Source organism: Aurantimicrobium sp. (assembly GCF_036667855.1).
Lineage (GTDB): Bacteria > Actinomycetota > Actinomycetes > Actinomycetales > Microbacteriaceae > Aurantimicrobium.
This window is the reverse complement of sequence record NZ_JAVWTF010000001.1, coordinates 114750-136639: the sequence shown is the minus strand read 5'-3', so window position 1 is coordinate 136639 and position 21890 is coordinate 114750. Positions and strand designations below refer to the sequence as shown.

Annotated in this window: 20 protein-coding genes; 7 read left to right on the top strand and 13 right to left on the bottom strand. The window is 39.3% G+C overall.

Going from position 1 to position 21890, the window contains the following annotated elements:
• Positions 1 to 91 precede the first annotated feature (91 nt).
• Both RR877_RS00670 and RR877_RS00665 read left to right on the top strand, forming a co-directional pair.
• On the top strand, positions 92 to 1147 hold the full coding sequence (locus tag RR877_RS00670; protein ID WP_332627395.1) for a hypothetical protein: 1056 nt from the start codon (positions 92 to 94) through the stop codon (positions 1145 to 1147).
• 2 nt (positions 1148 to 1149) lie between these two features.
• Entirely contained in the window at positions 1150 to 4101 is a 2952-nt protein-coding gene (locus RR877_RS00665) for a hypothetical protein (RefSeq protein WP_332627393.1), read from the top strand.
• Between the two features lie 56 nt (positions 4102 to 4157).
• Here the strand turns inward: RR877_RS00665 and RR877_RS00660 are convergent, their stop codons facing one another.
• The 9 genes from RR877_RS00660 to RR877_RS00620 form a co-directional block, all read right to left on the bottom strand.
• Complete coding sequence (locus RR877_RS00660) at positions 4158 to 4391, bottom strand: hypothetical protein (protein WP_332627392.1); 234 nt, start codon at positions 4389 to 4391, stop codon at positions 4158 to 4160.
• A gap of 119 nt (positions 4392 to 4510) precedes the next feature.
• Positions 4511 to 4984 carry a hypothetical protein gene (locus RR877_RS00655; RefSeq protein ID WP_332627391.1) on the bottom strand — a complete coding sequence of 158 codons (474 nt, stop codon included), beginning with the start codon at positions 4982 to 4984 and terminating at the stop codon, positions 4511 to 4513.
• 121 nt (positions 4985 to 5105) lie between these two features.
• Positions 5106 to 5774 carry a hypothetical protein gene (locus RR877_RS00650; protein ID WP_332627390.1) on the bottom strand — a complete coding sequence of 223 codons (669 nt, stop codon included), beginning with the start codon at positions 5772 to 5774 and terminating at the stop codon, positions 5106 to 5108.
• Positions 5775 to 5784: 10 nt separating this feature from the next.
• Positions 5785 to 6312 (bottom strand): hypothetical protein, encoded by a 528-nt coding sequence (locus tag RR877_RS00645; protein ID WP_332627389.1) that lies wholly within the window; start codon positions 6310 to 6312, stop codon positions 5785 to 5787.
• Positions 6312 to 6659 (bottom strand): hypothetical protein, encoded by a 348-nt coding sequence (locus tag RR877_RS00640; RefSeq protein ID WP_332627387.1) that lies wholly within the window; start codon positions 6657 to 6659, stop codon positions 6312 to 6314. The genes RR877_RS00645 and RR877_RS00640 overlap by 1 nt, the downstream gene beginning before the upstream one ends.
• On the bottom strand, positions 6656 to 7156 hold the full coding sequence (locus RR877_RS00635; RefSeq protein WP_332627386.1) for a hypothetical protein: 501 nt from the start codon (positions 7154 to 7156) through the stop codon (positions 6656 to 6658). Before RR877_RS00635 ends, RR877_RS00640 begins: the two co-directional genes overlap by 4 nt.
• Position 7157: 1 nt before the next feature.
• Positions 7158 to 7730, bottom strand: a complete 573-nt coding sequence (locus RR877_RS00630) for a crossover junction endodeoxyribonuclease RuvC (protein ID WP_332627385.1) — start codon at positions 7728 to 7730, stop codon at positions 7158 to 7160.
• A complete protein-coding gene (locus tag RR877_RS00625) occupies positions 7730 to 8575 on the bottom strand; it encodes a hypothetical protein (RefSeq protein WP_332627383.1) in 846 nt (281 codons plus the stop codon). Before RR877_RS00625 ends, RR877_RS00630 begins: the two co-directional genes overlap by 1 nt.
• Before the next feature lie 72 nt (positions 8576 to 8647).
• A complete protein-coding gene (locus tag RR877_RS00620) occupies positions 8648 to 11794 on the bottom strand; it encodes a hypothetical protein (RefSeq protein ID WP_332627381.1) in 3147 nt (1048 codons plus the stop codon).
• A 42-nt stretch (positions 11795 to 11836) separates the two neighbouring features.
• Between RR877_RS00620 and RR877_RS00615 the strand changes: the two genes are divergently transcribed.
• A complete protein-coding gene (locus tag RR877_RS00615) occupies positions 11837 to 14524 on the top strand; it encodes a hypothetical protein (RefSeq protein WP_332627380.1) in 2688 nt (895 codons plus the stop codon).
• A gap of 45 nt (positions 14525 to 14569) precedes the next feature.
• Here the strand turns inward: RR877_RS00615 and RR877_RS00610 are convergent, their stop codons facing one another.
• On the bottom strand, positions 14570 to 15850 hold the full coding sequence (locus RR877_RS00610; RefSeq protein WP_332627379.1) for a hypothetical protein: 1281 nt from the start codon (positions 15848 to 15850) through the stop codon (positions 14570 to 14572).
• A 2-nt stretch (positions 15851 to 15852) separates the two neighbouring features.
• Entirely contained in the window at positions 15853 to 17148 is a 1296-nt protein-coding gene (locus RR877_RS00605; protein WP_332627377.1) for a hypothetical protein, read from the bottom strand.
• 86 nt (positions 17149 to 17234) lie between these two features.
• Here RR877_RS00605 and RR877_RS00600 point away from each other — a divergent pair, with 86 nt between their 5' ends.
• The 4 genes from RR877_RS00600 (at position 17235) to RR877_RS00585 (ending at position 20635) form a co-directional block, all read left to right on the top strand.
• On the top strand, positions 17235 to 18911 hold the full coding sequence (locus tag RR877_RS00600; RefSeq protein ID WP_332627375.1) for a hypothetical protein: 1677 nt from the start codon (positions 17235 to 17237) through the stop codon (positions 18909 to 18911).
• A complete protein-coding gene (locus tag RR877_RS00595) occupies positions 18905 to 19264 on the top strand; it encodes a hypothetical protein (protein ID WP_332627374.1) in 360 nt (119 codons plus the stop codon). Before RR877_RS00600 ends, RR877_RS00595 begins: the two co-directional genes overlap by 7 nt.
• A complete protein-coding gene (locus RR877_RS00590; RefSeq protein ID WP_332627372.1) occupies positions 19215 to 19748 on the top strand; it encodes a hypothetical protein in 534 nt (177 codons plus the stop codon). The genes RR877_RS00595 and RR877_RS00590 overlap by 50 nt, the downstream gene beginning before the upstream one ends.
• A 437-nt stretch (positions 19749 to 20185) precedes the next feature.
• Complete coding sequence (locus RR877_RS00585) at positions 20186 to 20635, top strand: hypothetical protein (protein WP_332627371.1); 450 nt, start codon at positions 20186 to 20188, stop codon at positions 20633 to 20635.
• Positions 20636 to 20805: 170 nt separating this feature from the next.
• Here RR877_RS00585 and RR877_RS00580 read toward each other — a convergent pair whose 3' ends face one another.
• Both RR877_RS00580 and dcd read right to left on the bottom strand, forming a co-directional pair.
• The gene (locus tag RR877_RS00580) at positions 20806 to 21231 is read right to left on the bottom strand and encodes a hypothetical protein (protein WP_332627370.1); all 426 of its coding nucleotides are present in this window, start codon (positions 21229 to 21231) and stop codon (positions 20806 to 20808) included.
• The gene (gene dcd, locus RR877_RS00575) at positions 21228 to 21863 is read right to left on the bottom strand and encodes a dCTP deaminase (RefSeq protein ID WP_332627368.1); all 636 of its coding nucleotides are present in this window, start codon (positions 21861 to 21863) and stop codon (positions 21228 to 21230) included. The genes RR877_RS00580 and dcd overlap by 4 nt, the downstream gene beginning before the upstream one ends.
• Positions 21864 to 21890: the final 27 nt, after the last annotated feature.

Below are 21890 nucleotides of genomic sequence, written 5' to 3'. Positions count from 1 at the left end.
GTTAGGTTTTGGTAATCATTCTTTGTTCAATGTAGATACCAGTGTAAGTCAAGATTCTTTCTTCGATCTGTCTAGATCTGAAGGAAACGAAATGACTAAGAACGTCTACGGTATTAACCATAGACAAACACCGTTAGCTATTCCACAAAATAAAGATCACTACGGGCTAACATTCTTCACAAGACCTCAATTGAATTTCAGAGCAGCAAATCTGAGACAAAACAGATTATTTACCAAGCTTCTCACTACTGAGCCTCTATCTTATTTTCGACTGATCAGGAATACACTTGATCCTCGATTAGATAGTGCCTATGGTACTGGAGTATCTGGTGTTGATAGAATTGCATGTCCGTTGGTTGATCCTCAACAGGCATTTATTCCGATCCTAACAAATAATCTACTTAACATATCAGGATGGCCTGATGTCAGAGTTGATACCTTTACTTCAAAATCTGGACCTTATAAAGAAGAATGGTCAATAGTCGACGGCCTGGCCGTTAACTATTCGGCATACGATTTAACTGCTACCTTCAGAAACAGCAAAGGTGACCCAATTACAATGATGATGTATATCTGGGAACACTACATGTCAAATGTTTTCGAGGGTGTATTAAGTCCATATCCTGACTTCTTAATCAATAATGAAATTGATTACAATACTAGAATCTATCGTTTAGTTTTAGATGCGACTAAACGTTATGTAGTTCGTATTGGTGCCTGTGGTGCAAGCTTTCCTTATGCTGCACCATATGCCTCTGTTTTTGATTTCGATGCAACTAAACCATACCATGATGGGAACAACGAAATTCAAATTCCATTCAAGTGTATGGGTGCTATTTATGACGATGATATTTTGATCAGAGCATTCAATCAAGTGGTTGGTTATTTTAATACTGGAATGAAGGTTAATCGTATTAACGATACGCCTGGCCCTTCCATGGTTAAGATTCCTTTTGAGTATCTGGATATTTTTAACAATCGTGGTTATCCTAGAATTAATCCAAGGACTAGAGAATTAGAGTGGTACGTTGGTGCTGACTATTATCTCGCTAAGATCGATGCTTACAAAGAGTTCGATTCTAGACTGGATAACATCTTAGGATTCAATCCAAGAGAAAATGCCGAGTTCGGTGAAGAAGGTGAATAAACATGTCAAATAACTTTTCTGATCTGCTATCAGAGAACACAGCGGTAGGTCATGCTTTAAGGAAGTTAGATTTAATCAATACTAACCCTGCAAGCATTCAGCAATCATCTCTGGAATTACTTCAGCAATATCTCAATGGTGAATCGGATATCGTGGATGCCACTAATCCATTCATGAAGTTAGTTGAATCCAGTGCAGTGAATACCGCTGGTTTCATCATTGATAACGAGGTAACTACTAGAGCGCAATATCCAAGCTGTGCTCAAACCTTAGATGATCTTTATCTGCATATGTCTGATAAGGATTATATCGATAGATTTGCTTCACCAGCAATCACGAAGTTTACTATCGTGGTTCCGATGAAACAAGTTCTTGCTTCAATGATCGCTGATCCAGTAACTGGAATTAAGAAGATTGTAATTCCTAGGAACAGTGAGTTCATTATCGAAGATACTGTATTCTCTATCCAGTACCCAATTGAGATCAAGCAGTTGATCCACGGTGGTATTCAAGTTGTCTATGACACTGATAACAAGTCACCGTTACAAACTTTGGCAACTAACGTAGTCAATTACAAGATCACTAAGATTAAGAATCTCGACGATGATGTCTTAGTTATGGATGTAGATGTTGTTCAGTTCACTATTAAGTCGAAGACTACTGAGATTAATAGTGCTAAGCTCATGCGTCAGACCATTGACTTCAATGATCAATTCTACTATGCAAGAGTTTATTACAAGAACAATGCTTCTAACAGTAAATGGAAAGAGATCAAGACTACGCACACTGATCAAGTCTATGACATTGGTGAGGTAACTGCTGTCTTGAAGGTTATCAACAATAAGCTCGAAGTTTATATCCCACAGATCTACTTTACTAATAACATGGTATCGGGTTCTGTTCGTGTTGATATCTATCAAACTAAGGGTGAGATCAGCATTAGTCTGGATAAGTTCAAACCTTCTAGCTTTAAAGCAAGATGGATTGCAATTGATAAAGCCGATAACACAGCAGCAGTTGCTGCCTGGGTGAAGATTCCAGATGTGTTCATCTATTCTAACGAAACTGTATACGGTGGTAAGAATCAATTGTCTTTCGAGCAATTGAGAAAACGTGTAATGACTAACGCTATCGGTGATAGAAATGTTCCTATCACTAATGCACAGATTACCGCACATATTGAGAACCGTGGTTTCGATATCGTGAAGACAGTGGACTTAGTTACTAACCGTATCTTCCACGCTACTAGAGCTTTGCCTAAACCTTTTGATGAGAAGTTAATCACCGCAGCATCGACATCGATGGAATCTATTATTCTGTCTATGGATTCTATCAAGGATCATCCTGCTGTGTTCAATAACGGTGATCGAATCACTTTGACACCTGACTTACTTTACCAAAACAATAATGGCATAATCAGTATCGTTCAAGCTAACGTAGTAGCCGATATCCTGAGTAAGACCCCTGATCTGATCGCACCTTTGGTTAGCACTGGTAACTATCTGTACACACCCTTCCATTATCTGTTGGATGCTACCAGTGAAGACTTCAGCGTCAGACCTTATTTCATGGATAGACCTGAATTCAAGTTAGTAGAGTTCGTTGATCAAAACGATACTACTATGCTTCAGGTTAATACTGATAAGTTCACCATCACTAAAACAGTTTATGGTTATCAGGTTTTGATTGAAACGAAATCAAACGATGACTTCAGAAACTTACCTGATGATGCAGTACATGTACAGTTATCGTTCGTCCCAGAATATGAAGCCAGTAGAGTTTTCCTTAATGGTACTTTACTCCAAACACTTCAATCTGGTGAACGTATCTACAAGTTTGATATTTACACTAGTTTCGATATTGATTCTGAGAATGTTCTGTTCTTGAATTCATTTAGACTCTTTGGCAATATCTCTACTCGCTTCGGCTCTAAGCTGTCTCAAGAGTTTGATATTGTTTACAGCACTAGCACGAATATGAATGCTGGTTGGTCTAGACACGATATTGATAACTATTTGGGTGAATTCCTGTTACCTACTCGTATTGCTGCTATCACACATGAGAAAGCTACCTTTACGTTTGGTAAGTATCTGGAATATCTCTGGACTAGTAACAGAAGTATCGCTAGCAGTGCACCTTACGAGAAGTGGGATGTAAACGTTCCGGCTGTCTACGAACAAGACGTTTATAACATCGATCCTATCACAGGTAGTATCTTTAGTTTTGGTACTAATGGTGAACTGGTGTACGATATCAAACATAGAAAGGGTGATCCTGTCTTAGATGCTAATGGTCAACAGATCTATAAGTACAAGGTAGGGGACGCTAAGTTAGATACCAAGGGTGAGATTATCCCAATTGGTCAGAAGTACGTTTCTAGACAACTAGACATCATGTTTGTGGAAGGTCTTTACTATTTCAGTACCGATCCTTCGTCTACACTTTACAGAGAATCATTCATCAACACTGTGGTGAATTGGATTACGTATGAGATTGCAGAGATGAATAAGGTTGGTCTGGAGCAGACTAGAATCTATTTCTATCCTAAGTCTAACTTGAGTAACATTCGTGTTATGGTCGGTGGTGGTACTATTACTCAATTGGAAGCTAACCAAGCTTTCAATATTAAGTTAACGGTTACCAAACAAGTGTATGAGAATTCAGCTCTTTGCTTATCTCTTACTAACTCCACTATCAGAACGATTGACGAATACCTCAAACGTGAAACTATCTCAATGTCTGCTATTGTCTCTGCTCTTGAACGAGTCTATGGCGACGATGTAATTAGTTTATCTGTAACTGGTTTAGGTGGTGATCTTAATCTTGATGCATTGACTGTATTGTCTACTGGTGATCGTTGCTCTATCAGAAAGAGACTCTCGAACATCGGTGATGGTAAGTTGATTGTTCAAGAAGATGTCAGTGTTGAGTTTGTCAAGCACGACGTAGATTAAACAAAAAAAGAAACAGCATACTAGAGAGTACCCGAAGGTACTCTCTTTATGCCGTCTTACAAATCCAGGATACATTCCAGTTGGTCGATAACGTCATCGACCTTATCATGATTTGGTATACCCTTTTGGAGTTCCTCATGAAGCTTATTGTAGAGCTTCAGTTCGTTCTTATTGAGAGAGCCAGCCTTCATCAGGATCGCTACGTAACGATTGATCTTGATGACTCGCAAAGAACGGATCTTGGCATTGATGACCAGACGTTCCTTGAGAAGAGCTTGCATATTGGACATAACAGTTTTTCCTTAAAAGTAGGATGATTGATGAAGCTATGATTATAGCTCAAAACTGTTATATATCGCTGAAATGTTTTTATTTAGCAAAAAAGAAAAGCACCCGAAGGTGCTAATTTCTAAAACAAATGGTACTGAAGAAGAAACCGTTTGTTGTTAATAACCTTATCACCACCAGCACACATTTCAACAAATGCGTGGATGAAGGTTTTGTACTTCTCAACAAAAGCGCGAAGGATAACACGGTCCTCTGGGATCTGGCCATCGATCATTTCTTTTATTAGCTTTTCTTCAGTTATGTCTGCTTTGCCTTCAAAGTAATACAAACCATAAACGATTTCGGCGGCGAGTTTAGCAAAAGTTATGGATTCGTCAGTCTCCATACCACCTAACATTATGCCAGTTGCCATGGCATACAAGAAAGCACCTCCTTTACTAGGGATGCCAGCCGTCGCTGGATAAAGCAAATCCATAGGAAAGATCAATGGAAAAGGAAGTCCAGTGTCGCCAGTTTTAGCAATTAAAGCTTTATATTCTTTCTCTACCGCAGCTTTGAAAACACCTTCCTGATCGGGTTTTAAAAAAACAACCATAATAGTCTTTCATGAAAAGAAGAATAAAGAATTAACTGATTGTTAATTCTTTATTAGAATATATCACCAAGATATTTTTATTATGGCATCATAAAGGGTAGCCCGAAGGCTACCCAATATCTTATCGTGGGATAAGGAACTCAGAACTATAGAGTTGAGTAATGAGTGCTCTCTTATCTGGATCTTCATCCGTACCATCTTCAATAACCACATTGTTAGGTGAGAAGGGTAGTTGACCAATACGTGCAATCAATTTAATCTGCTCGACAGTAAGATCATTGGCTTCGAGAATCTCTTTCAGTTTGTCAACCTCTAGATCAATCTTACACCATTCGGAAACCTTTCCTTTGGGATTCCTAAAGACATCAACTTCGAAGTTCATATCTTTAGCTTTAATCTCAAACTCAAGATCACCTTTCTTACCACGAATGGTTTCTGCTTTGAAAACATAACGGGTCTTACTCATGAAAGTATCACAGACACCCATGAAGAGATTATAAACCTTTTCATTGATACGTTCCGTGGTTTCAATACTAGCTTGAACACCTTGTGCTTTTTGCTTTTCCTTACTCGTCATCTCGTAGACAGGTTCCTTACCTTCTACAGTGATCTTACGAATTCGGACAGAACCTTTGGCAGACTTAATCTGTGCTTGCTCATGCTGCTCAATGTGAACAGCTTGTGCCAAACCATCAGGGTTAGTGATCTTGGCATAGATCACTACTTCTGTTTCTTGTTGACTCGTATTCTTCTGTTCACCATCTTCCATGGCAATCTTAATAATACTCATAATTAACTCCTTAGCTTGATAGAAGCATTCTGACAATCTCCGAGAAGAATGTCACAATGGCTGACAGGATGCCTGTTTCTGCCATAGTGCCGCTAGTCAAACTAGTGTAGATGACAGTTACAACAATTGCAACCAAGCTCACCAAGAGTAATGAAGAAACAAAGATGAGTAAGTACTTAACCCACTCTTGCATTCTCACTCTACTCAGCATTCTTGATTTACGCTCGTTAAGCTTTTGTTCAACAGTCTCAGATCTCAACTGTTGTCTAAAATATGCTCTCAGAGCTTTCGCTTTATCTTCCTCAGATAGATTTGCGATGGTTGCTGTAATTACATTTTCAAGAGCTTCATCATCTGCAACGAAAACCTCGTTGCCACCATCAAGATCACTGAAGTCAGTTGGGAAAGGGAATCCACCAGGATCTCTTCCACCACCCATACCTCCACCAGGGAATCTACCGTTATTAGGTAGTCTCTTAGTTGGTGTGCTCAAGTTATGAACTGAGTCTTTGTCGAAGTCGCCTAAACCTAAAGACATTATTTAGACTCCTTCTTTCCCTTATCTCTTTCTTCACCAGCTTTCACCTTTTCATTCATGATGTTAGTGATTGCTCTTTTATCTGCAACGCACATTCTCAATTCTGAAATCAATGACTGACTGTAGCGAATCATGAGATCTTCTCTCACTTCATCAGAAGCGCTTATGTAAACGCTTTTCTTAGGTGGAGCAGGAATCGTATTCAACTTCAACAAATGACTGGGTACAGTCACATAAACAGTTTCTATTTTGTAAACAGGAACTTCCTTAATCTCAGTCTTAACAATCGTGCCGCAACCCGTAATGAAGAGAGCAGTTAATAGAACGATAAATTTCTTTAGCATCATTTAGCTCCTTTACAATCTGGATCATCATTCGAACCAGCACAGAATGTCTCCCATAGAGAATTAATCCGTGCTGTTGCAATCTCCTTGGCTTTTTGCTTAGTGAGTGCTTCTTTCATCTTCTCGTCAGTCATCGCAGGAACATCTTTATAATGATCGTTGATTTTACTGATAGTTTCAGATAGATTCTCTCTAGCTTTGTCGGTATCTTTTCTGATACCTTCTTTCTCATCTATATTGACTACAATTTCTTTATCGTCAATACGTGAATTCTCGATGATAGTTTGGTTCTTATCTTTTAAACCTTTGTTCTCATCTTTCAATACACCGATGACTACAGATTTACCATCTTCGACTTTCTTCTCCGCATTCAAGTAATGATCTCGAATGAGTTTATTTCCGCCAATGATGAAAAAGAGAATTACCAAACCAGCCAGGATGTATTTGAAATTCTCTTTGAATAGATCTTTTATCAACGTTAAGAATGCTTTAAAAACCATGTTAACCTCTCAATCTTAATAACTCGCAATAACATACAGCCGTAGCATCTATAGAGTGTTCGTCAAGAGTATTGAAGTCAACCATGTCTAATTCTTTAATTAGCTTGATGGCTTTCTTAACGGCATCCTTATCTCCTCTAGCTTGTGCTCCTACTGCTTTCTTAACAGAAGGCGGGTCGATCATGTAGAGTGGCTTATAATCATCCCAAAGATGTAATGCTCTTTGCAATGTAAACACCGTCTCTACTAAAGGGGCATAAGCATTAGGTCTAAACCTATTGAAGAACGGGGCTTCTGATGCGATAACTGTTGGGTTAAATACGGTCAGTACATGTGAAAACTTTTCGCTAATTAATCTAAGTCTACTATATTTAGCTGAATGAATTTGTACTTCAAAGGAATCTTCATCTAGGAATCTAGATACCTTCTCTGTCCACGGAGTAACTGATACTATTTTAAGATCGTCTATGTTAACTTTAATGATAGAAAATCCGATAGTATCAGTACCGGGATCAATACCTAGTATATTGAAAGTCTTCTTTTCAAATATACTACTATCGGATACTATCTGCATTACTGAGTGAGTTTGAACAGAGGCTCGATAGCACCGACTTCCAAGTCGATATCGAAACCACCACGTTGGCTCTTTACAGGTTGCAGTGCACTGATGTGATGTGTGGTCTGGGCAGCAATAACTTCATTGAAGCTAAAGGAGTTACCAGAACCATTCGGTACTGTTACAGATCTATTGACACCAGAGACCAAACCGATTTCCGAAATGAAAGCGTAATCTTCACTATTGTGGAGAATCATAGCAGCATTAAGGATCTCTTCTGCATCAAATGCATCCAGAGTAATCTTCAGCTTGACGCTAGCAGCAAGATATTCACCTTTAACAGTATTAACTGCGGTAGGGCTCAGGTCTTGCGGTACTGGGTTAAGGTTATCGCTGGTTGGTTCGAACAGGGTAATAGTGGTCTCACCATTTTCCACATGTCGTCTCTCAGGAACAACCGATAGAGATTGTTTACTAAAACGACGTGCATAGTAAGCAAAATATTGCTCACCACCTACCGTGATAGTTGTACGGAGTGCAAAACGTGCTTGTTGTACTGACGTAATATCATTAGCGATAGGACGCAGGACAAAAGGAAACAGTTTAAAAGGAGATGCATCATCTGACTTATGAATCTTGTTCGAAATCAGTGGAATGTCATCTTGGCCAGGTACACTCATGTGACCACCGATACCGATAGTCATATAACCTACTGTGGGCATCTCATTAGCACCTAATGAAGCCGTAGGCTGAATATTCAATTTCTCATTCAAAGTAGAGAATTTCTGAATCAATGCGGGGATACCAAAAAACTGTGCAGCTTGTAAGGTGGCCCCGTAGATAGTTCTGCGGTAAACTTCCATTTTTTAAATCCGTATTGAGAGTTTCAAATTAGCTAGGGGAACTAACCCCTAGCTCACAAAAGATTTCCTTATTTAAAGTCGCCAGTTAGTTATATCTAATGTACTGTTAATATAAGTAAAGACGAACTTAGGTATAGTTCTGTGCGAGATAACGTTCTTGTTAGCCAGCGTCTTAGACAAGAACTGAGTACCAAAGGTCTGAGAGACATTATATTCAAATCTTGTCAATCTAACGTTTGCTAAATCAACATGACCAATACCAAGTTTAGTAGCAAAACTACCATTACCATATCTGAATTGCAGGGCACCCACGTTGAAGTTACCTGTATTCATTGTAGTGGTTTGAGATACTTCATAATCCATAACGAAGTATGCATATCCACCTAATGGATTATAAGGTGTTGGTATTCTAGGAGCGCTAAACTGAATATACGTAGACTTAATATCGAGATCACGATCACCACCAGGAGATACCAGAGTACCAGCATCCAGATCATAGGAAGTCATCTTCATTGGTTTCAATGAGCCAGACAGAGATCTGTAAGTGATAGTAAATTCAGCATGAGCATAGTTATACCAATGCATAGTCACATCAAAGTTCAGATACTGAGGTTCAAACACAATAGTTCCATCTTCATAGACTGTTGTGATTGGAGGAAGCTCAGTCTCAATATCACCAGTCTTCTTGATACTGTACAATGGTCCTAACAGAATACCGCCAGTGTATTCTTCACCCTTCCAATTGGTTTCCTCTGGAACTTGTGACATATACTTGAACGACTGTGCTTTGTAATAACCCTTAAACACTTGATGATTGATAACAAAGGTATCTTCAATATTGTTATAGAAGCCATCCAACACAACCTTAAGATCATCGTTATAGAAAGCTTCGTAGGTCTTACTGACATAGAAGTTAACATACGAATCCATAATGTTGAGTCTTGGCTTAACGTTATTGACACCAATCTTCAGAGACTTAGCAATCGTACCAACATCCACATTCGGGATAAAGTCGTCTGGTGTAGGATAGTTCGTGTAAATATCTTTAACCTTTTTCTTCTCTTCCGGTGACAAGTCATAGTAAGGCTTAAACAACGGTATCTCGAAGAGATTAGATCCAGCACAATACGGTCCAATGTGTTGATTGAGTTTAAACATACCCAAATCAACAATCTTCTTATTACTGATCTTAACATCACCCATGATATTGACAGGGAGATCAATGAACTCTACTTCTAGATCTGATCTCAATGTAAAGTTCTGTAGAAGATCTGGTAGTTCAATCTCGAACTTAGGATAGTTCTTGATGATGAGATTAAACACGCGCATCAATGCTAACTGTACTTGGTACAAAGCTCTACCAGTATATTTAACATCCCCTAATCTAATAGCAGCCCAGTTAAGAACCTTAATACTAGATTTGTTGATGCTCTGAACAAACTGGATAGAATAACTAGATAACTGTCTGAGCAATGAAACCATTGCCTTTTGCAGATCACTAGTTACACTGGTAGCATTCATGTCTAGACCAGTAGCCTCTTTATATATCTCTGTATAGAGACGAATCCAATCATTGGTCCCCAACCCTTCAATGTCGATGTTGTTAAACCTTAAGATCGTCTCGAAGTCCTTACCAGTAAATTCATTCTCAACAACTGCAACCTGATACAGACGACTCACGGCATTATGAACCAGACCTCTGGTGTACATGTGTTCATGGTTAGCTGTGAAGTATGTTTGCTTAATGGCAGCGTCGTGATGCTCAATTACCCATTCTGTAAAAGCAGCAGTCGAGATAATAGTTTCATGAGGCTTATGCAGGCTCAGGATGAAGTCTATATACTCTATAGGTACATAGTTCTTATCAACTATTGAGTAGATCTCTTCTCTGGTTGGAACAGGATCAATAGGCACTCTAGTCGCAACCAAAGGTGGTACAGTCTTTACATTAACTCCATGTGCTTTACAGTAAGCATAAAGGAATAAGATTAGACCAACCTTAACATCTACAGTTGTTGTGGCACCAGATACCGGATTGGTAATTGGTATATAAGAAGTATATTTATTCTTTTGAGAGAGATAGATCCAATTATTCAATGCAACATCAGCCTGAGTAATCGCCATAGAGTCTGTATAATCAAACATCGCTGATTCTAAGACTTTGGTCTTGTATCGATTAGTGACACTTCTCTCAAACTTACCAGCTATATCAGCTTCATGTATAGCTCTGTACTCTGGGTTACCTACAGCCTCTGGTTCTTCCTTTGACAAGATATATGCCAAATTGTAGATACCTGCATCATGTTCATAAATACGTGCTTCTTCGTTCAGTAAGCGTTTTCTAAACATTGCCTTTGGAGTATTATCCTCTGGCATTGAGGTAGTATCATGATGCATGTTGAATTCAGACAACGGAAGCTTTCTATCCGTCATCACTTTTTCAACTAACCATTCGAAGGTTTCTCTCTTACCTGAATTACGTTCAATGTAATTAATGTTCCTGTAGAAGAATAGAGCCTGTTTACGGGTCATATTGGACAAATACACATCCAACATACCGTGTGACTCTAAGTACTCTCTAACGTGGAAACTATGGGCTTCAGGGGTCTTACAAGATCTCAATCTCAAAGAGATGATCAATGATGGTAACTGTAAGAACATAACAGCTAAAAAAGCTGAGATGTAATTAGTATCTGTCAAGTTGAATTGACGATTATACCAACGTTCTCTAAACCCATAAAGCCATTTGTTAATGTTATCTACTAACGATACTTCGTTATCTTCTATTAGATTAGTAGGATAACCAATGACTGTAAAGTCTTCAGCCTCTATGGCTTGCTCAATATTAACAGGATAAAGGGCACCCAGGATGAATTGTTCGTATTCTGGAAACTGGCTCAATAGTTCTCTATAGTAACGTGTACCATACTCGTAAGCTTTAGCTGTTGCTCTATGTATAGCTAGAGTATCTCTACTGAACTCAATGGTTTGTAGAGTGTCCAATGATGTGACATAGATTTTTTTGTCAGTGCTATGGTACTGGCCAGATAAGTTAAGATAGTATTTCCATGTACGTTTATCATCAGCATCAAATACGTCGCCGTGTGTAGCCTTTAATCTCTCATTAATTGAGTCTGCTACTGCTTCTACTTTGATAACCATGGTTTTGGATAAATCCAGAACTTGATTAACGTAGAGTTTGTAATAATTGAGACTCATCAAAAATCTCCATTTCAAAAACGTTTACGAAAAAGGTCTGCAATGAGTAAAGATAATTTCAGGGCGCTTGTTTCCGCGAATAACAGCGGCAAACAAATCCCAGCAGTCGATTTAGTGCGAGATACTCCTATTATTGCTGCCACCCTGAGTAAGTTAGTCCAACCAACTGACCGAAAAGAATTCGATCAAAGTGGCAACAGAAAAGTAACTGCACCAAATCATTCTAACATCATAGGGATTTCCAAAGATATTGCGCAAAAGAAGAAAGACAACACTAATGTCATGGATTTATTTCCAGAGTTAGGGTTGGCTGGCGATATCTTAATTAGCCTTATTAATTCACCAAAGGACATGTACAGCTCAGAGCTGAGCATCACTGTCCCAACTGATCTTCTGGTAACTCCTATCACTAATTTGATTCTTCCGATTATTGAGGATTACTTGAAAGAAGAGTATGGAATTAACGAAGAGATTCCAGTAATGTTAGAGAAAGTACTATTGAAAGATGGTGCTTATCCAGTTGTTGTCATTCCAGAAAACTCTGTGGATGATCTTATCAATGGTAAGGTAGATATCTCCCTAGAGAGTCTTCAAACTTACATGGATGACAAAGGTATCTTCAAGGCTGTGGGCTGGTTAGGTCCTAACACTATTGCAAAAGCTAATATTCCGGCTAAGAACTTTGGTCTAGAAGATTTCCTTGGTAATTCAGGACCACAAGCAGGAACAGTTGATCCTGTTGTTAAGTTCATGGATAAGGATAAGAAAACAGTAGCTTTAGAAGATATTATCGTGACTGATAATTTCTCTGCGTTGAAGTTGCCCAAGATTATTGAGACCAGAAGAAAGAATAGTTCTAGAAAACTTCTAGATGCTAATCTTCAATCTAATAAAGTGTTCTCAATTGGTACAGAAAGTAATTCTAGAATTACAGACAAACAACTGACGAGCTTACTCTATAAGAATAAACCTCACACTACTGTTAATCTGCGTAGAGTCAAAACTAGTAATCAACTCGAACGTGATACTGTTGGTGCTCCACTGATTATTAAGCTACCTACTGAATCGGTTATCCCGATTTATCAACCAGGTAATCACAGTGAACACGTTGGTTATTTCGTTGTTCTGGATAGTGAAGGTAATCCAGTTAGTATTGATAGTGACTTCTCTGCTTATGACGATATGCGTTTTAAGCATTCAATGTCTACCAATATGAACTCTAGTATTGTTCAACGTACTGCTGACCAATTCGAGGTTAATTGTGATGCTGTTACTTTCGACAATATCAGCCGTGTATATTCCGACATCATTGAAGCTGACTTACTGTCTCGACTGAAGAATGGTATCATTGGTGAGAACGTCTCTATTGCTAAGCCAGAAGAGATCTTCCGAATCATGACCGCTAGAATGTTAGCTAAGCAAAGAACCCAGATTCTCTTTATCCCTAAAGAGTTGATGACTTACTTCGCTATTGATTTCAGAGAGAATGGTACTGGTAAGAGTTTGATCGAAGGCATGATGGTGCTCAATGCTTTACGTGCAGCAACTATGTTTGCCAACGTTAATCGTGGTATCGTTAACTCCATCGGTAGAACAGAAGTCGAAATCAACGTTGATGAGAATGATCCTCAACCTAGAAAGACTCTTGAGATTGCAATGCATGAAGTGTTAAAGACTAAACAGTCTCAGACATTACCTGCAACGATTTCACCTGTTGACATTATGACGTACATTAATACGTCAGGTATTCAATTTAAGTTTGGTCAAATTCCTGGTCTGCCTTCTACTAACTTGAACTTCAGTGAAGTATCAACTAGCTATGAGAAACCTGATTCTGATTTGGAAGACTCTCTGAGAGAGCGTCAGATCATGGGTATTGGTATTCCTGTGGAAATGGTGGACAATGCCAAGGGTGTTGATTTTGCTACTACAGCAACCAACAACAACATCTTACTCAACAAACGTATTATTCAATACCAAATCAAGTTTGAACCATTGATTACGAATAACGCTAGAACGATTATTCTTAACCATGGTGGCTTGATGGGTAAGATTAAAGCAGCTATTAAAGAGAATCTCTCTAAGCTTACAGAAGTACAAAAGACTAATGAAGTCTTTGAAGAGTACAAGAATAACGAAGATCTACTCACTCATCTCTTAGCTCTAGAAGTTGTATCTAATTTTGAGATCAACTTACCAAGACCTGATGTTATTGCCGTTGACACTATTACTGAAGCTTATACTAAGCATGAAGAAATGGTTGACAAGGGTATTGATGCTTGGTTCAGTTCTGATATTCTGGCTTCTGCTTATGTTGGTGAATCTAGTAGCGAACGAGTAGATGAAATCAGAGCTATGATCAAGGCTCAGATGATGAGAACATGGATGGTCACTAACAACATGCTTCCAGAGATGGCTGACATGTTGACAGTTGACGATGACGGTAAGTATGTATACAACAACGTTGAGACTCAACGTCAACACGTTTTTGCAGCTACTAAGTTCATTCGTGACCTCTTAGAGAAGACTGTTCCTACTGCACAAGCGGCAGATAGAGACATTAATAAAATCACTGGCGGTGAAGACTTAGGTGATGGTTCAGTATCCGGTGGATCTGACTACACATCTGATGATACTTCTTCGTCTGATGATACCTCGTCTGAAGAAGACGGTGGTGGGGATGACGATCTGGATGCAGGTTTAGATATGCCTGACTTCGGTGACATCTGATACAACATAAATAGGAGTGGCCTAGGCCACTCCTTTTATGCCGGATTATTCACACATGTCGAGCATGTAGTTGTTAATCACTTCATATACAGTAAACACTGCACCGATATCAGCCAACAAAGCAGTCATGATAAACTTAGCTTCATTGATTTTACCTGAACACTCCAAAAGAGCATCCAAGTTATCTTTCAGAGTACTGTTATCTTTCTGAGTCTCAAGACTGTTTGCTTTCTCAATAGAGTCACGAATGACCTGCTTACAGTAGTCGTATGCTGCGATACGGCTTTGAATAGCAACACTGAGTCTGCCAGTACCAATGAAACCGAAAATGCCGCCAATAGTAGAACTATTACTATATTGACCTTCGTTACCAATGCATGAACTATTATCGTATTTCCATACTTTAGGTTCACCAGTTGCTGGATCAATCTCGTAAGCCTTTGGACCACCAGTTACTCGATGAATATCACCGAATACCAAAGTATGGATGGTACTGTTCAGGGAATCACTACGGAACACCTTAGACAGGTTTTCAATGAACTCACCAGTCTTAGTACCCTCGAACTCTCCACGCATCACCTCGGCACGCTTACGGCCTTCCTCGTAGTCGATCAGATGAGGTCTCAGCAGATATAATCCAACTGACATCAGATCAGACCATTTGAGTTGTCTACTGAAAGAACACTTGACATGTTCCAGATCATCTGATTCATATTCGTTAAGGAAACGAATGATGTTCTTATTGAACTGGATAGCAATGTCAGTGTAAGCTAAACGCTTCTCTTGAATTTCCTGATCAGCGACTTCTAAGAGCTTGTTACCTAACTCTAGGACAGTTGCTTTAAGATCAGTATATGCTTTCTCATAATTAGAGCGCATCAGAGTCAGAGCAGGTTTATATTCTGTCTTTGACTTCTCTTCAGTGTAGAGATTAGGATTACCCATTGGTTGTCTACGAACAGGTGGAGTGGATTCTTCACCTTCTTCTGGAGGTTGCTTAGGCTCCGGTGGAGCTTCTGTTTCATTACCTTCCAGATCTTCAATGATAGATTCTACAGCAATTACGTCTGCTCTGCTGATACCACCAGATTCTTCGATCTCTGCTGACTTATCTGCCAACTCAACCAGGCGATCTTCTCTTGATTTTTGGATTACAAATTCAGCATCCAACTCTGGTAAACGACGCGCTTGAATGCCCTTAGTGAAAATAGTTTCATCAGGTACATCGTTAGAAGCTTCTCTACCTCTTGGTGGAGTATCTAACACAGCGGGTTTTTGACCATCAGGATTACCAAACTCGTTATCGACTTCGTCATTGAGTCCCATTTTTAATTACCTCTTAATTGTGCGGCCTTAATGAATAAGTCATTGGAGGCGAGTTCTTCTAACAAACGTTGAGTATTCTTTCTCGATGAAAGTACCCAGTTACTTGGATAGATGATGTTACCAGCGATACCCAAGATAGACGTGAAGTCTTTGGTCTCATCGATGATCTTATCAACAGCGGCTAACGTGACCAAAGTCTTGCTAGAAATTCTCCTGTCAAGACTCTTGACCTTCAGTCTTGAGATCAGTTGTTCTCTGATTCGTTTGTATCTAACTTTCAGACTATCGTAAACATTACTGGAGTCTGAACCAATAGAACTATTCCAAGAGATCAGGAAGAACAATACAGCACCGAAGCCAAGGAATGGTAACACACCAGCAGCACCGAGTAACATTGAATAACTGATCAAGGACAGTTCAACCAAGTTAATCAGGAAACGAGTTTCTCCAGAATACTCTGGAGAACCGTAAGCACGGTGAATCTTTTCAAGACCAGTTACCAGTTCACGACCAAGACCCATACGAGTAGCGTAGTTATCTGCCAGTGCTTCGTATGTAGTCTTATCGTAAGCAGCCGTACCTAACTCAGATACACGTCTTTCTTGAATCTTAGCCAAAACTACAGTCGTTACAACAGTAGTATCAGTTTCATCCTTGAGTTCGGCGTAGACACCAGTACTAGGGCCAATTCTCTTCTCAGCCAATTGCAACGAATACTCAAAGAGTTTCTGATCATTGGCAACCAGCGACTTATGCAATGCTAAAAGAATTTGGTTAGTTTGAATGGTATTGAAAGCTAATTCGTAACCAACAAAAGCGTGTCCTATCTCATGCATGAAGACTGCGGCTGTTTCAGCAGCAGATAACTTCAACGTCTTCAGATGTCTGAACCCCATGTAAATCTGGGTAGGGATGGTAGCAAAGGCACCTCCTACTTTACCAGACTTAAGGTCAACGAAAGTCTTCTCGCTGTCTTCAAGTTGCTTAATGACTTTATTAGCATCCTTACTGTAGTAGGATTTAAAAATATCATCACCAAGAATACTATTTGGACTGATATGGATAGGAAGCATACATGGAGGATAATCCGTGTTGAACTTCAAATCAATCTTCAGACCAGTTTCTTTTTCAATGTATGTCTTGAGTGTTTTAGCAGCTTCTGACTCATCTGCTTCTTTACCGCTCTTGGATTTCAAGATGTCTTCCATGAGCACAATTAGTTGGTCGGCAACTACAGAAGATTGAAAATCAATCGCCTCTGTAGCAACACTCGTGCCGTTGATGTCTAAAAAATTCATTTTGTATTCCTAGGATAAAAATGTACGTGAATATTCAAATTATTAAGTACTTAATAACTAATATGCGAAAGCGAAAGGATTAGAAAATGAAAGACTTTTTGAAATTGGATCAGGGTGAAGTTGGAATCGAATGTCGCTTCGCAACGTACGTCAAACCACCCGAAGCTGGATTACCTGATTTACACCTGGTAAAAGAGCAAGTACACAAAGCCGATGGTACAGTTGTACCAGTCGTCAAACCAGTATATAACTACGAACGACCTTATTGGATCGTTAAAAAAGGCTATCGTAATTTCGAGCAGCCAAAAGAATGGATTGAAAAAGAACGTGTCAATGAATTCCATTCGACACAAGGAGATTTGCTATTTAAGGCAGCAAGTTCTCTAGGTAAACCATACTTTAAAAAGTCCATCAAAGACTTAGCTGCTGAGAATCCTTACCTCTTTGGTATTGATATCAAGAGTACAGCAGTTATCAAAAACGACTACATGGTCAAATACCCTGATCTCAAAACAGAGTATTCGGTTGGCGTATTCGATACAGAAACTGACGTTATTCATGGTACTGAAGAAATTACCATGGCTACTTTTAGCTTTGGTAAGATTTGTTTTACGGCAGTCCAGAAGAGTTTCTTTAAGGGTGTAGCCAATCCTGAACAAGAGGTTCTTGAAAAAACCAATAAGTACTTAGAACAGTACATTACAGCCCGTGGCATTAAGCCAGTCTTGGTTATCGTTGATTCTGAGATCGACGTATTGATTGAGACCTTCAAAGTCATCCATGAAGCCAAACCAGACTTTCTGTCTATTTGGAACATGAAGTTCGATATCGGTAAGATCCTAGAAGCATGTGATCGTGCTAACTTCCCAGTCGAGCATTTGATGTGTGATCCATCTGTACCTAACGAGTATAGATCATTCAAGTTTATACTTGGACCTAATCAGAAGAAAACCGCTAGCGGTTTGGTAATGCCTATTAAGCCAGCGGCTCAATGGCATACTGTTAAATGCCCTGCCTCTTTCTACGTGATCGATGCAATGTGTGCATACAAGCATACACGTATGGGTGAACAAGAAAAGAAGTCTTACAGTTTGGATTTCATTCTTGGTGAAGAACTGAACTTGGGTAAGCTTAAATTTGAAGAGGCTAATCATCTCTCGGGTTTAGCTTGGCATAAGTTCATGCAAGAATTCTATCCTGTTGAATATGTTGTCTATAACAGATTCGACTGTATCGGAATGGAGTTACTTGAAGACAAGGTCAAGGACATGCGTGTGGTTCTCCCGCAGTTCTCAGGTTCTTCTGACTTTGAAGACTTTAAGTCTCAACCACGTCGTAAGATGGATGTATTGCATTGGTTCGTTCAGAAACATGATCGAGTCATGGGATGCACTTCATCTGCTCTGGTATCTGAGCTTGATCCAATGATTCTGGGGCGTGATGAATGGATCATTACACTGGCTCCATCTCTCATTACACGAGAAGGTCTTCGTGTTATTGAAGAGAATCCAGAACAAGTTACTTCCATCTATGGTCACGTTGGTGACCTTGACGTTAGTGCTAGTTATCCTAATGGTGAGACGTGTTTCAACATTAGTAAAGAGACCACAGTTCGTGAATTGTCTACTATTGAAGGCATTCCTGAAGCTGTGTTCAGAAAACAGAACATGGGTATCAGTGCAGGCCATGTGAATGCAGTGGACTATTGTTCTACAATGATGGGTTTCCCAACACTTTTTGAATTGGAAGAAATGACATGGTAACCTACTCTTTTGCTGCTGAAGCGAAAGAGATTTTCAAGAGGGCGGAGCTTTCCGCCCTTATTGATTATCTCGATAGTAAGACTGTCCACATCCTTCATGGACATAAGTTAGATGAGATTGATCGCATCTACTTCCATCAAGAGTTCGATAAGGCTACAGAAGATCTCGATCCTAAGATATTAGAGGACTTGGTTATGCTGCGTATCTATTTTAATAACTGCATTGGTGGTTCTATTAAAGTATCAGCAGAGCATCAAATTCAATTTGATATCATTGTCAAACGTTTCCAGGAGTACACACAAAATGCCATTGCTCGTAGGATCAGGACTCACGGCCCTAATCAAAGCTTCTGACCGTTTAAATAAAACGGTTACTGATATAACAGGAGAGAGTGGCGCTCTCTCCCTTAAGCTTTCAAAACCTCTTTCTACCTTGGTTGGTAAACCAACGGCTTTCAATCTGTTGACTATTTCCACCATGGGATCTATTGCCCTATATAAAAATCAATTCATTCCTTATTTCAACTATCTAGACAACAAGATAGTCGAGATGAGGGCGGAGTTCATTTCTATCACTATCTTATATGAGAGTGAAGAAGTTGAAAAGAGCATTAGTCAATTCGAGGACTTGTACTTCAAGACCTTGGCAGAGATAAGCTCCATTCATTCCGTGAAAAGAATTGGCTATAGGAAATTAAAGATTAAGTTGGAGCGTGTTAACTACATGATCCTCAAACTAGCTAATTTCGTTGGCCAGCTACATATGAGGATGCTACATGAACTTGCAACAAAGAGCGCACAAAATGGCAGTCCTACAAAGACAATACCCAACACATAGTTTAGCTTTGCAGGAGAGCCTGCAAAGGTTTACTGTTCTGAAGGATTCAGATCCTGTACGCTATGTGAAGCTAACAAAGATACAAAAGGCGTTACATTTCCTCTCATACAACAGACAGGCTCTGTTGACTTATTGGAATAAGATTTCGCCTTATGTTCTGCTTATTTATGAGAGCGTGGCTTCCATAAACATGCTCTTTAGAGATGCCCACAATAGCTCTGATCTATTAATGGCCAGAGATATTGATAACCTAAGACGTTATAGAAGGAGGATTCTATCGAACCGCTTACTACTCGAATTAGAGATAAATAAGATGTCTAGAAGACAGATCAACATTAAAGTGAGTCAAATCTACGATGATGCGCTGTCTTTCCAATTAATTGCAGACAATCTATATAAGAGGACACATAATGGGATTTATTAGTACTAGACGAAACATGAAAGCTTTGTCTAGTCTTGAGAAGGAAGTTAATCTGATAGAGATAGATCTACTTGCATTTTTGAGTTACTTCAATAAAGATCCTAATACTTTCAAAGGTATCACGGACCTCTTCTACAAAGATAAAGCTCTAAAAGAGAAACGTTTCTCAAGATTTGGTGAAGCTATAGCGCTCAACGTCCAATCAATTATACTTCATATGGAACGTATGAAGTTAATTCTGGATAAGCAAAAACACAGTGGTTGTTGCCATACCTCAGAATTACGCCGTCTTATAAATCTAAGAAAAGGTTTCTTAGATAGGAAATGCGATGAGTTTCTAATTGCAGTCTATGATTTCCGTATTGAAGATATGGAAATAGATAAGACACAATTAAGATTCAGTATAGCAGATACCTTAGAACGTCTCAAGAATGAGACTAGGAAATATTCTCTAAGTCTCGAATGATGTACACGACATAAAGGGAGTCCCGAAGGACTCCCATTTATGCTGTTTATGAAGAAAGAACATCAACTTGCGCTGAGTCTGAACCAACCCAAACTATAACCTAAGAGAGAGGGAAACTTGGAGTAGTTCCTTCATCTTAGCTTGCCATATAGAGCGAACTCTACATATTATTAGACAGTCTTTTGAACGTACTGATTGGGTTGATAGAAGAGTCGAACATCCGTAGAATATTCGATTTCATCACCACCAATATAACGATAGATCATCTGGATCTTAAAGTTATTGACAGCGTTTGTATCCAATCTTCTGACAATATAGACGAAGACTACATCAAGTACTTCAATGTTAGGAACCACTCTAGGGAACCCAATGGATTTGAAGTCTTCAACGAAGTTATTTACACCTAGATTAAGAATCTTCAGATCCTTCAACTCCTTGATACAACGATTATAACCTTCCTGCAATTGGAAGTACATATCGTTGGCATCAGAGTAATTAGTCTTAGGATAGACTGCATAGCCGGCGATCTTATTAGGATCATGGCTACGCACATCCTGAATCATCTTATTGATTTGACGCTCAGTTAAACGACTCACATCTTTCTCCTAGGCAATACTGGCTCTGGTGGTTGGTCTTGATACTTACCGCTGCGATCACCATAAGAGACTTCACAGGGCTCAGTACCATGAATGAAGAGAACTTGACAAATGCCCATACCAGGAGTCAATTTGATAGGAGAATCAGTCTTATTGCTAAGCTCAAGGGTAACGTAACCTTCCCAACCAGCTTCCAATGGAGTCACTGTAACACACAAACCACAGCGGGCCAGAGTACTCTTCTCCATACAGATAGCTGTAAACTCGTTACTGAGTTTAATACGTTCTTTGGAGACACCCAACATGAAACTGTGAGGTGGCATGATGATGCATTCATCTTCTCTCAACTCATGACGTGAGGTGAGATTCTCATTGAAGTTAACTGGATCAATGACATCTGGCTCGATTGCATCACGAACGCATTTAATCTCAAGGTTTCTATTAACGATGTTAGCAGGGTTAAAGAACCTGAATACATTCCCCAAACGAATATCGTATCCAAAACTAGAAAGACCGTAGCTAGTCACAGGAGTACCATCTTCGTTATTGCTGCGTGATTCAGCATGAAAGGGTACAATCAGTTGTTCATTTTCGGCTTTCTGCCTGATCCATTTATCTGACATGATAGGCATAAACTACTCCTTATGTTTCTATGCAAA

Bases quoted from the DNA above. Each gene is read 5' to 3' on its own strand.
- RR877_RS00615 (WP_332627380.1), top strand. From the start codon at position 11,837: ATGAGTAAAGATAATTTCAGGGCGCTTGTTTCCGCGAATAACAGCGGC.
- RR877_RS00640 (WP_332627387.1), bottom strand. From the start codon at position 6,659: ATGATGCTAAAGAAATTTATCGTTCTATTAACTGCTCTCTTCATTACG.
- RR877_RS00670 (WP_332627395.1), top strand. From the start codon at position 92: ATGACTAAGAACGTCTACGGTATTAACCATAGACAAACACCGTTAGCT.
- RR877_RS00665 (WP_332627393.1), top strand. From the start codon at position 1,150: ATGTCAAATAACTTTTCTGATCTGCTATCAGAGAACACAGCGGTAGGT.
- RR877_RS00620 (WP_332627381.1), bottom strand. From the start codon at position 11,794: ATGAGTCTCAATTATTACAAACTCTACGTTAATCAAGTTCTGGATTTA.
- RR877_RS00645 (WP_332627389.1), bottom strand. From the start codon at position 6,312: ATGTCTTTAGGTTTAGGCGACTTCGACAAAGACTCAGTTCATAACTTG.
- RR877_RS00625 (WP_332627383.1), bottom strand. From the start codon at position 8,575: ATGGAAGTTTACCGCAGAACTATCTACGGGGCCACCTTACAAGCTGCA.
- RR877_RS00595 (WP_332627374.1), top strand. From the start codon at position 18,905: ATGGTAACCTACTCTTTTGCTGCTGAAGCGAAAGAGATTTTCAAGAGG.
- RR877_RS00655 (WP_332627391.1), bottom strand. From the start codon at position 4,984: ATGGTTGTTTTTTTAAAACCCGATCAGGAAGGTGTTTTCAAAGCTGCG.
- RR877_RS00590 (WP_332627372.1), top strand. From the start codon at position 19,215: ATGCCATTGCTCGTAGGATCAGGACTCACGGCCCTAATCAAAGCTTCT.
- RR877_RS00660 (WP_332627392.1), bottom strand. From the start codon at position 4,391: ATGTCCAATATGCAAGCTCTTCTCAAGGAACGTCTGGTCATCAATGCC.
- RR877_RS00610 (WP_332627379.1), bottom strand. From the start codon at position 15,850: ATGGGACTCAATGACGAAGTCGATAACGAGTTTGGTAATCCTGATGGT.
- RR877_RS00650 (WP_332627390.1), bottom strand. From the start codon at position 5,774: ATGAGTATTATTAAGATTGCCATGGAAGATGGTGAACAGAAGAATACG.
- RR877_RS00605 (WP_332627377.1), bottom strand. From the start codon at position 17,148: ATGAATTTTTTAGACATCAACGGCACGAGTGTTGCTACAGAGGCGATT.
- RR877_RS00585 (WP_332627371.1), top strand. From the start codon at position 20,186: ATGAAAGCTTTGTCTAGTCTTGAGAAGGAAGTTAATCTGATAGAGATA.
- dcd (WP_332627368.1), bottom strand. From the start codon at position 21,863: ATGCCTATCATGTCAGATAAATGGATCAGGCAGAAAGCCGAAAATGAA.
- RR877_RS00600 (WP_332627375.1), top strand. From the start codon at position 17,235: ATGAAAGACTTTTTGAAATTGGATCAGGGTGAAGTTGGAATCGAATGT.
- RR877_RS00635 (WP_332627386.1), bottom strand. From the start codon at position 7,156: ATGGTTTTTAAAGCATTCTTAACGTTGATAAAAGATCTATTCAAAGAG.
- RR877_RS00630 (WP_332627385.1), bottom strand. From the start codon at position 7,730: ATGCAGATAGTATCCGATAGTAGTATATTTGAAAAGAAGACTTTCAAT.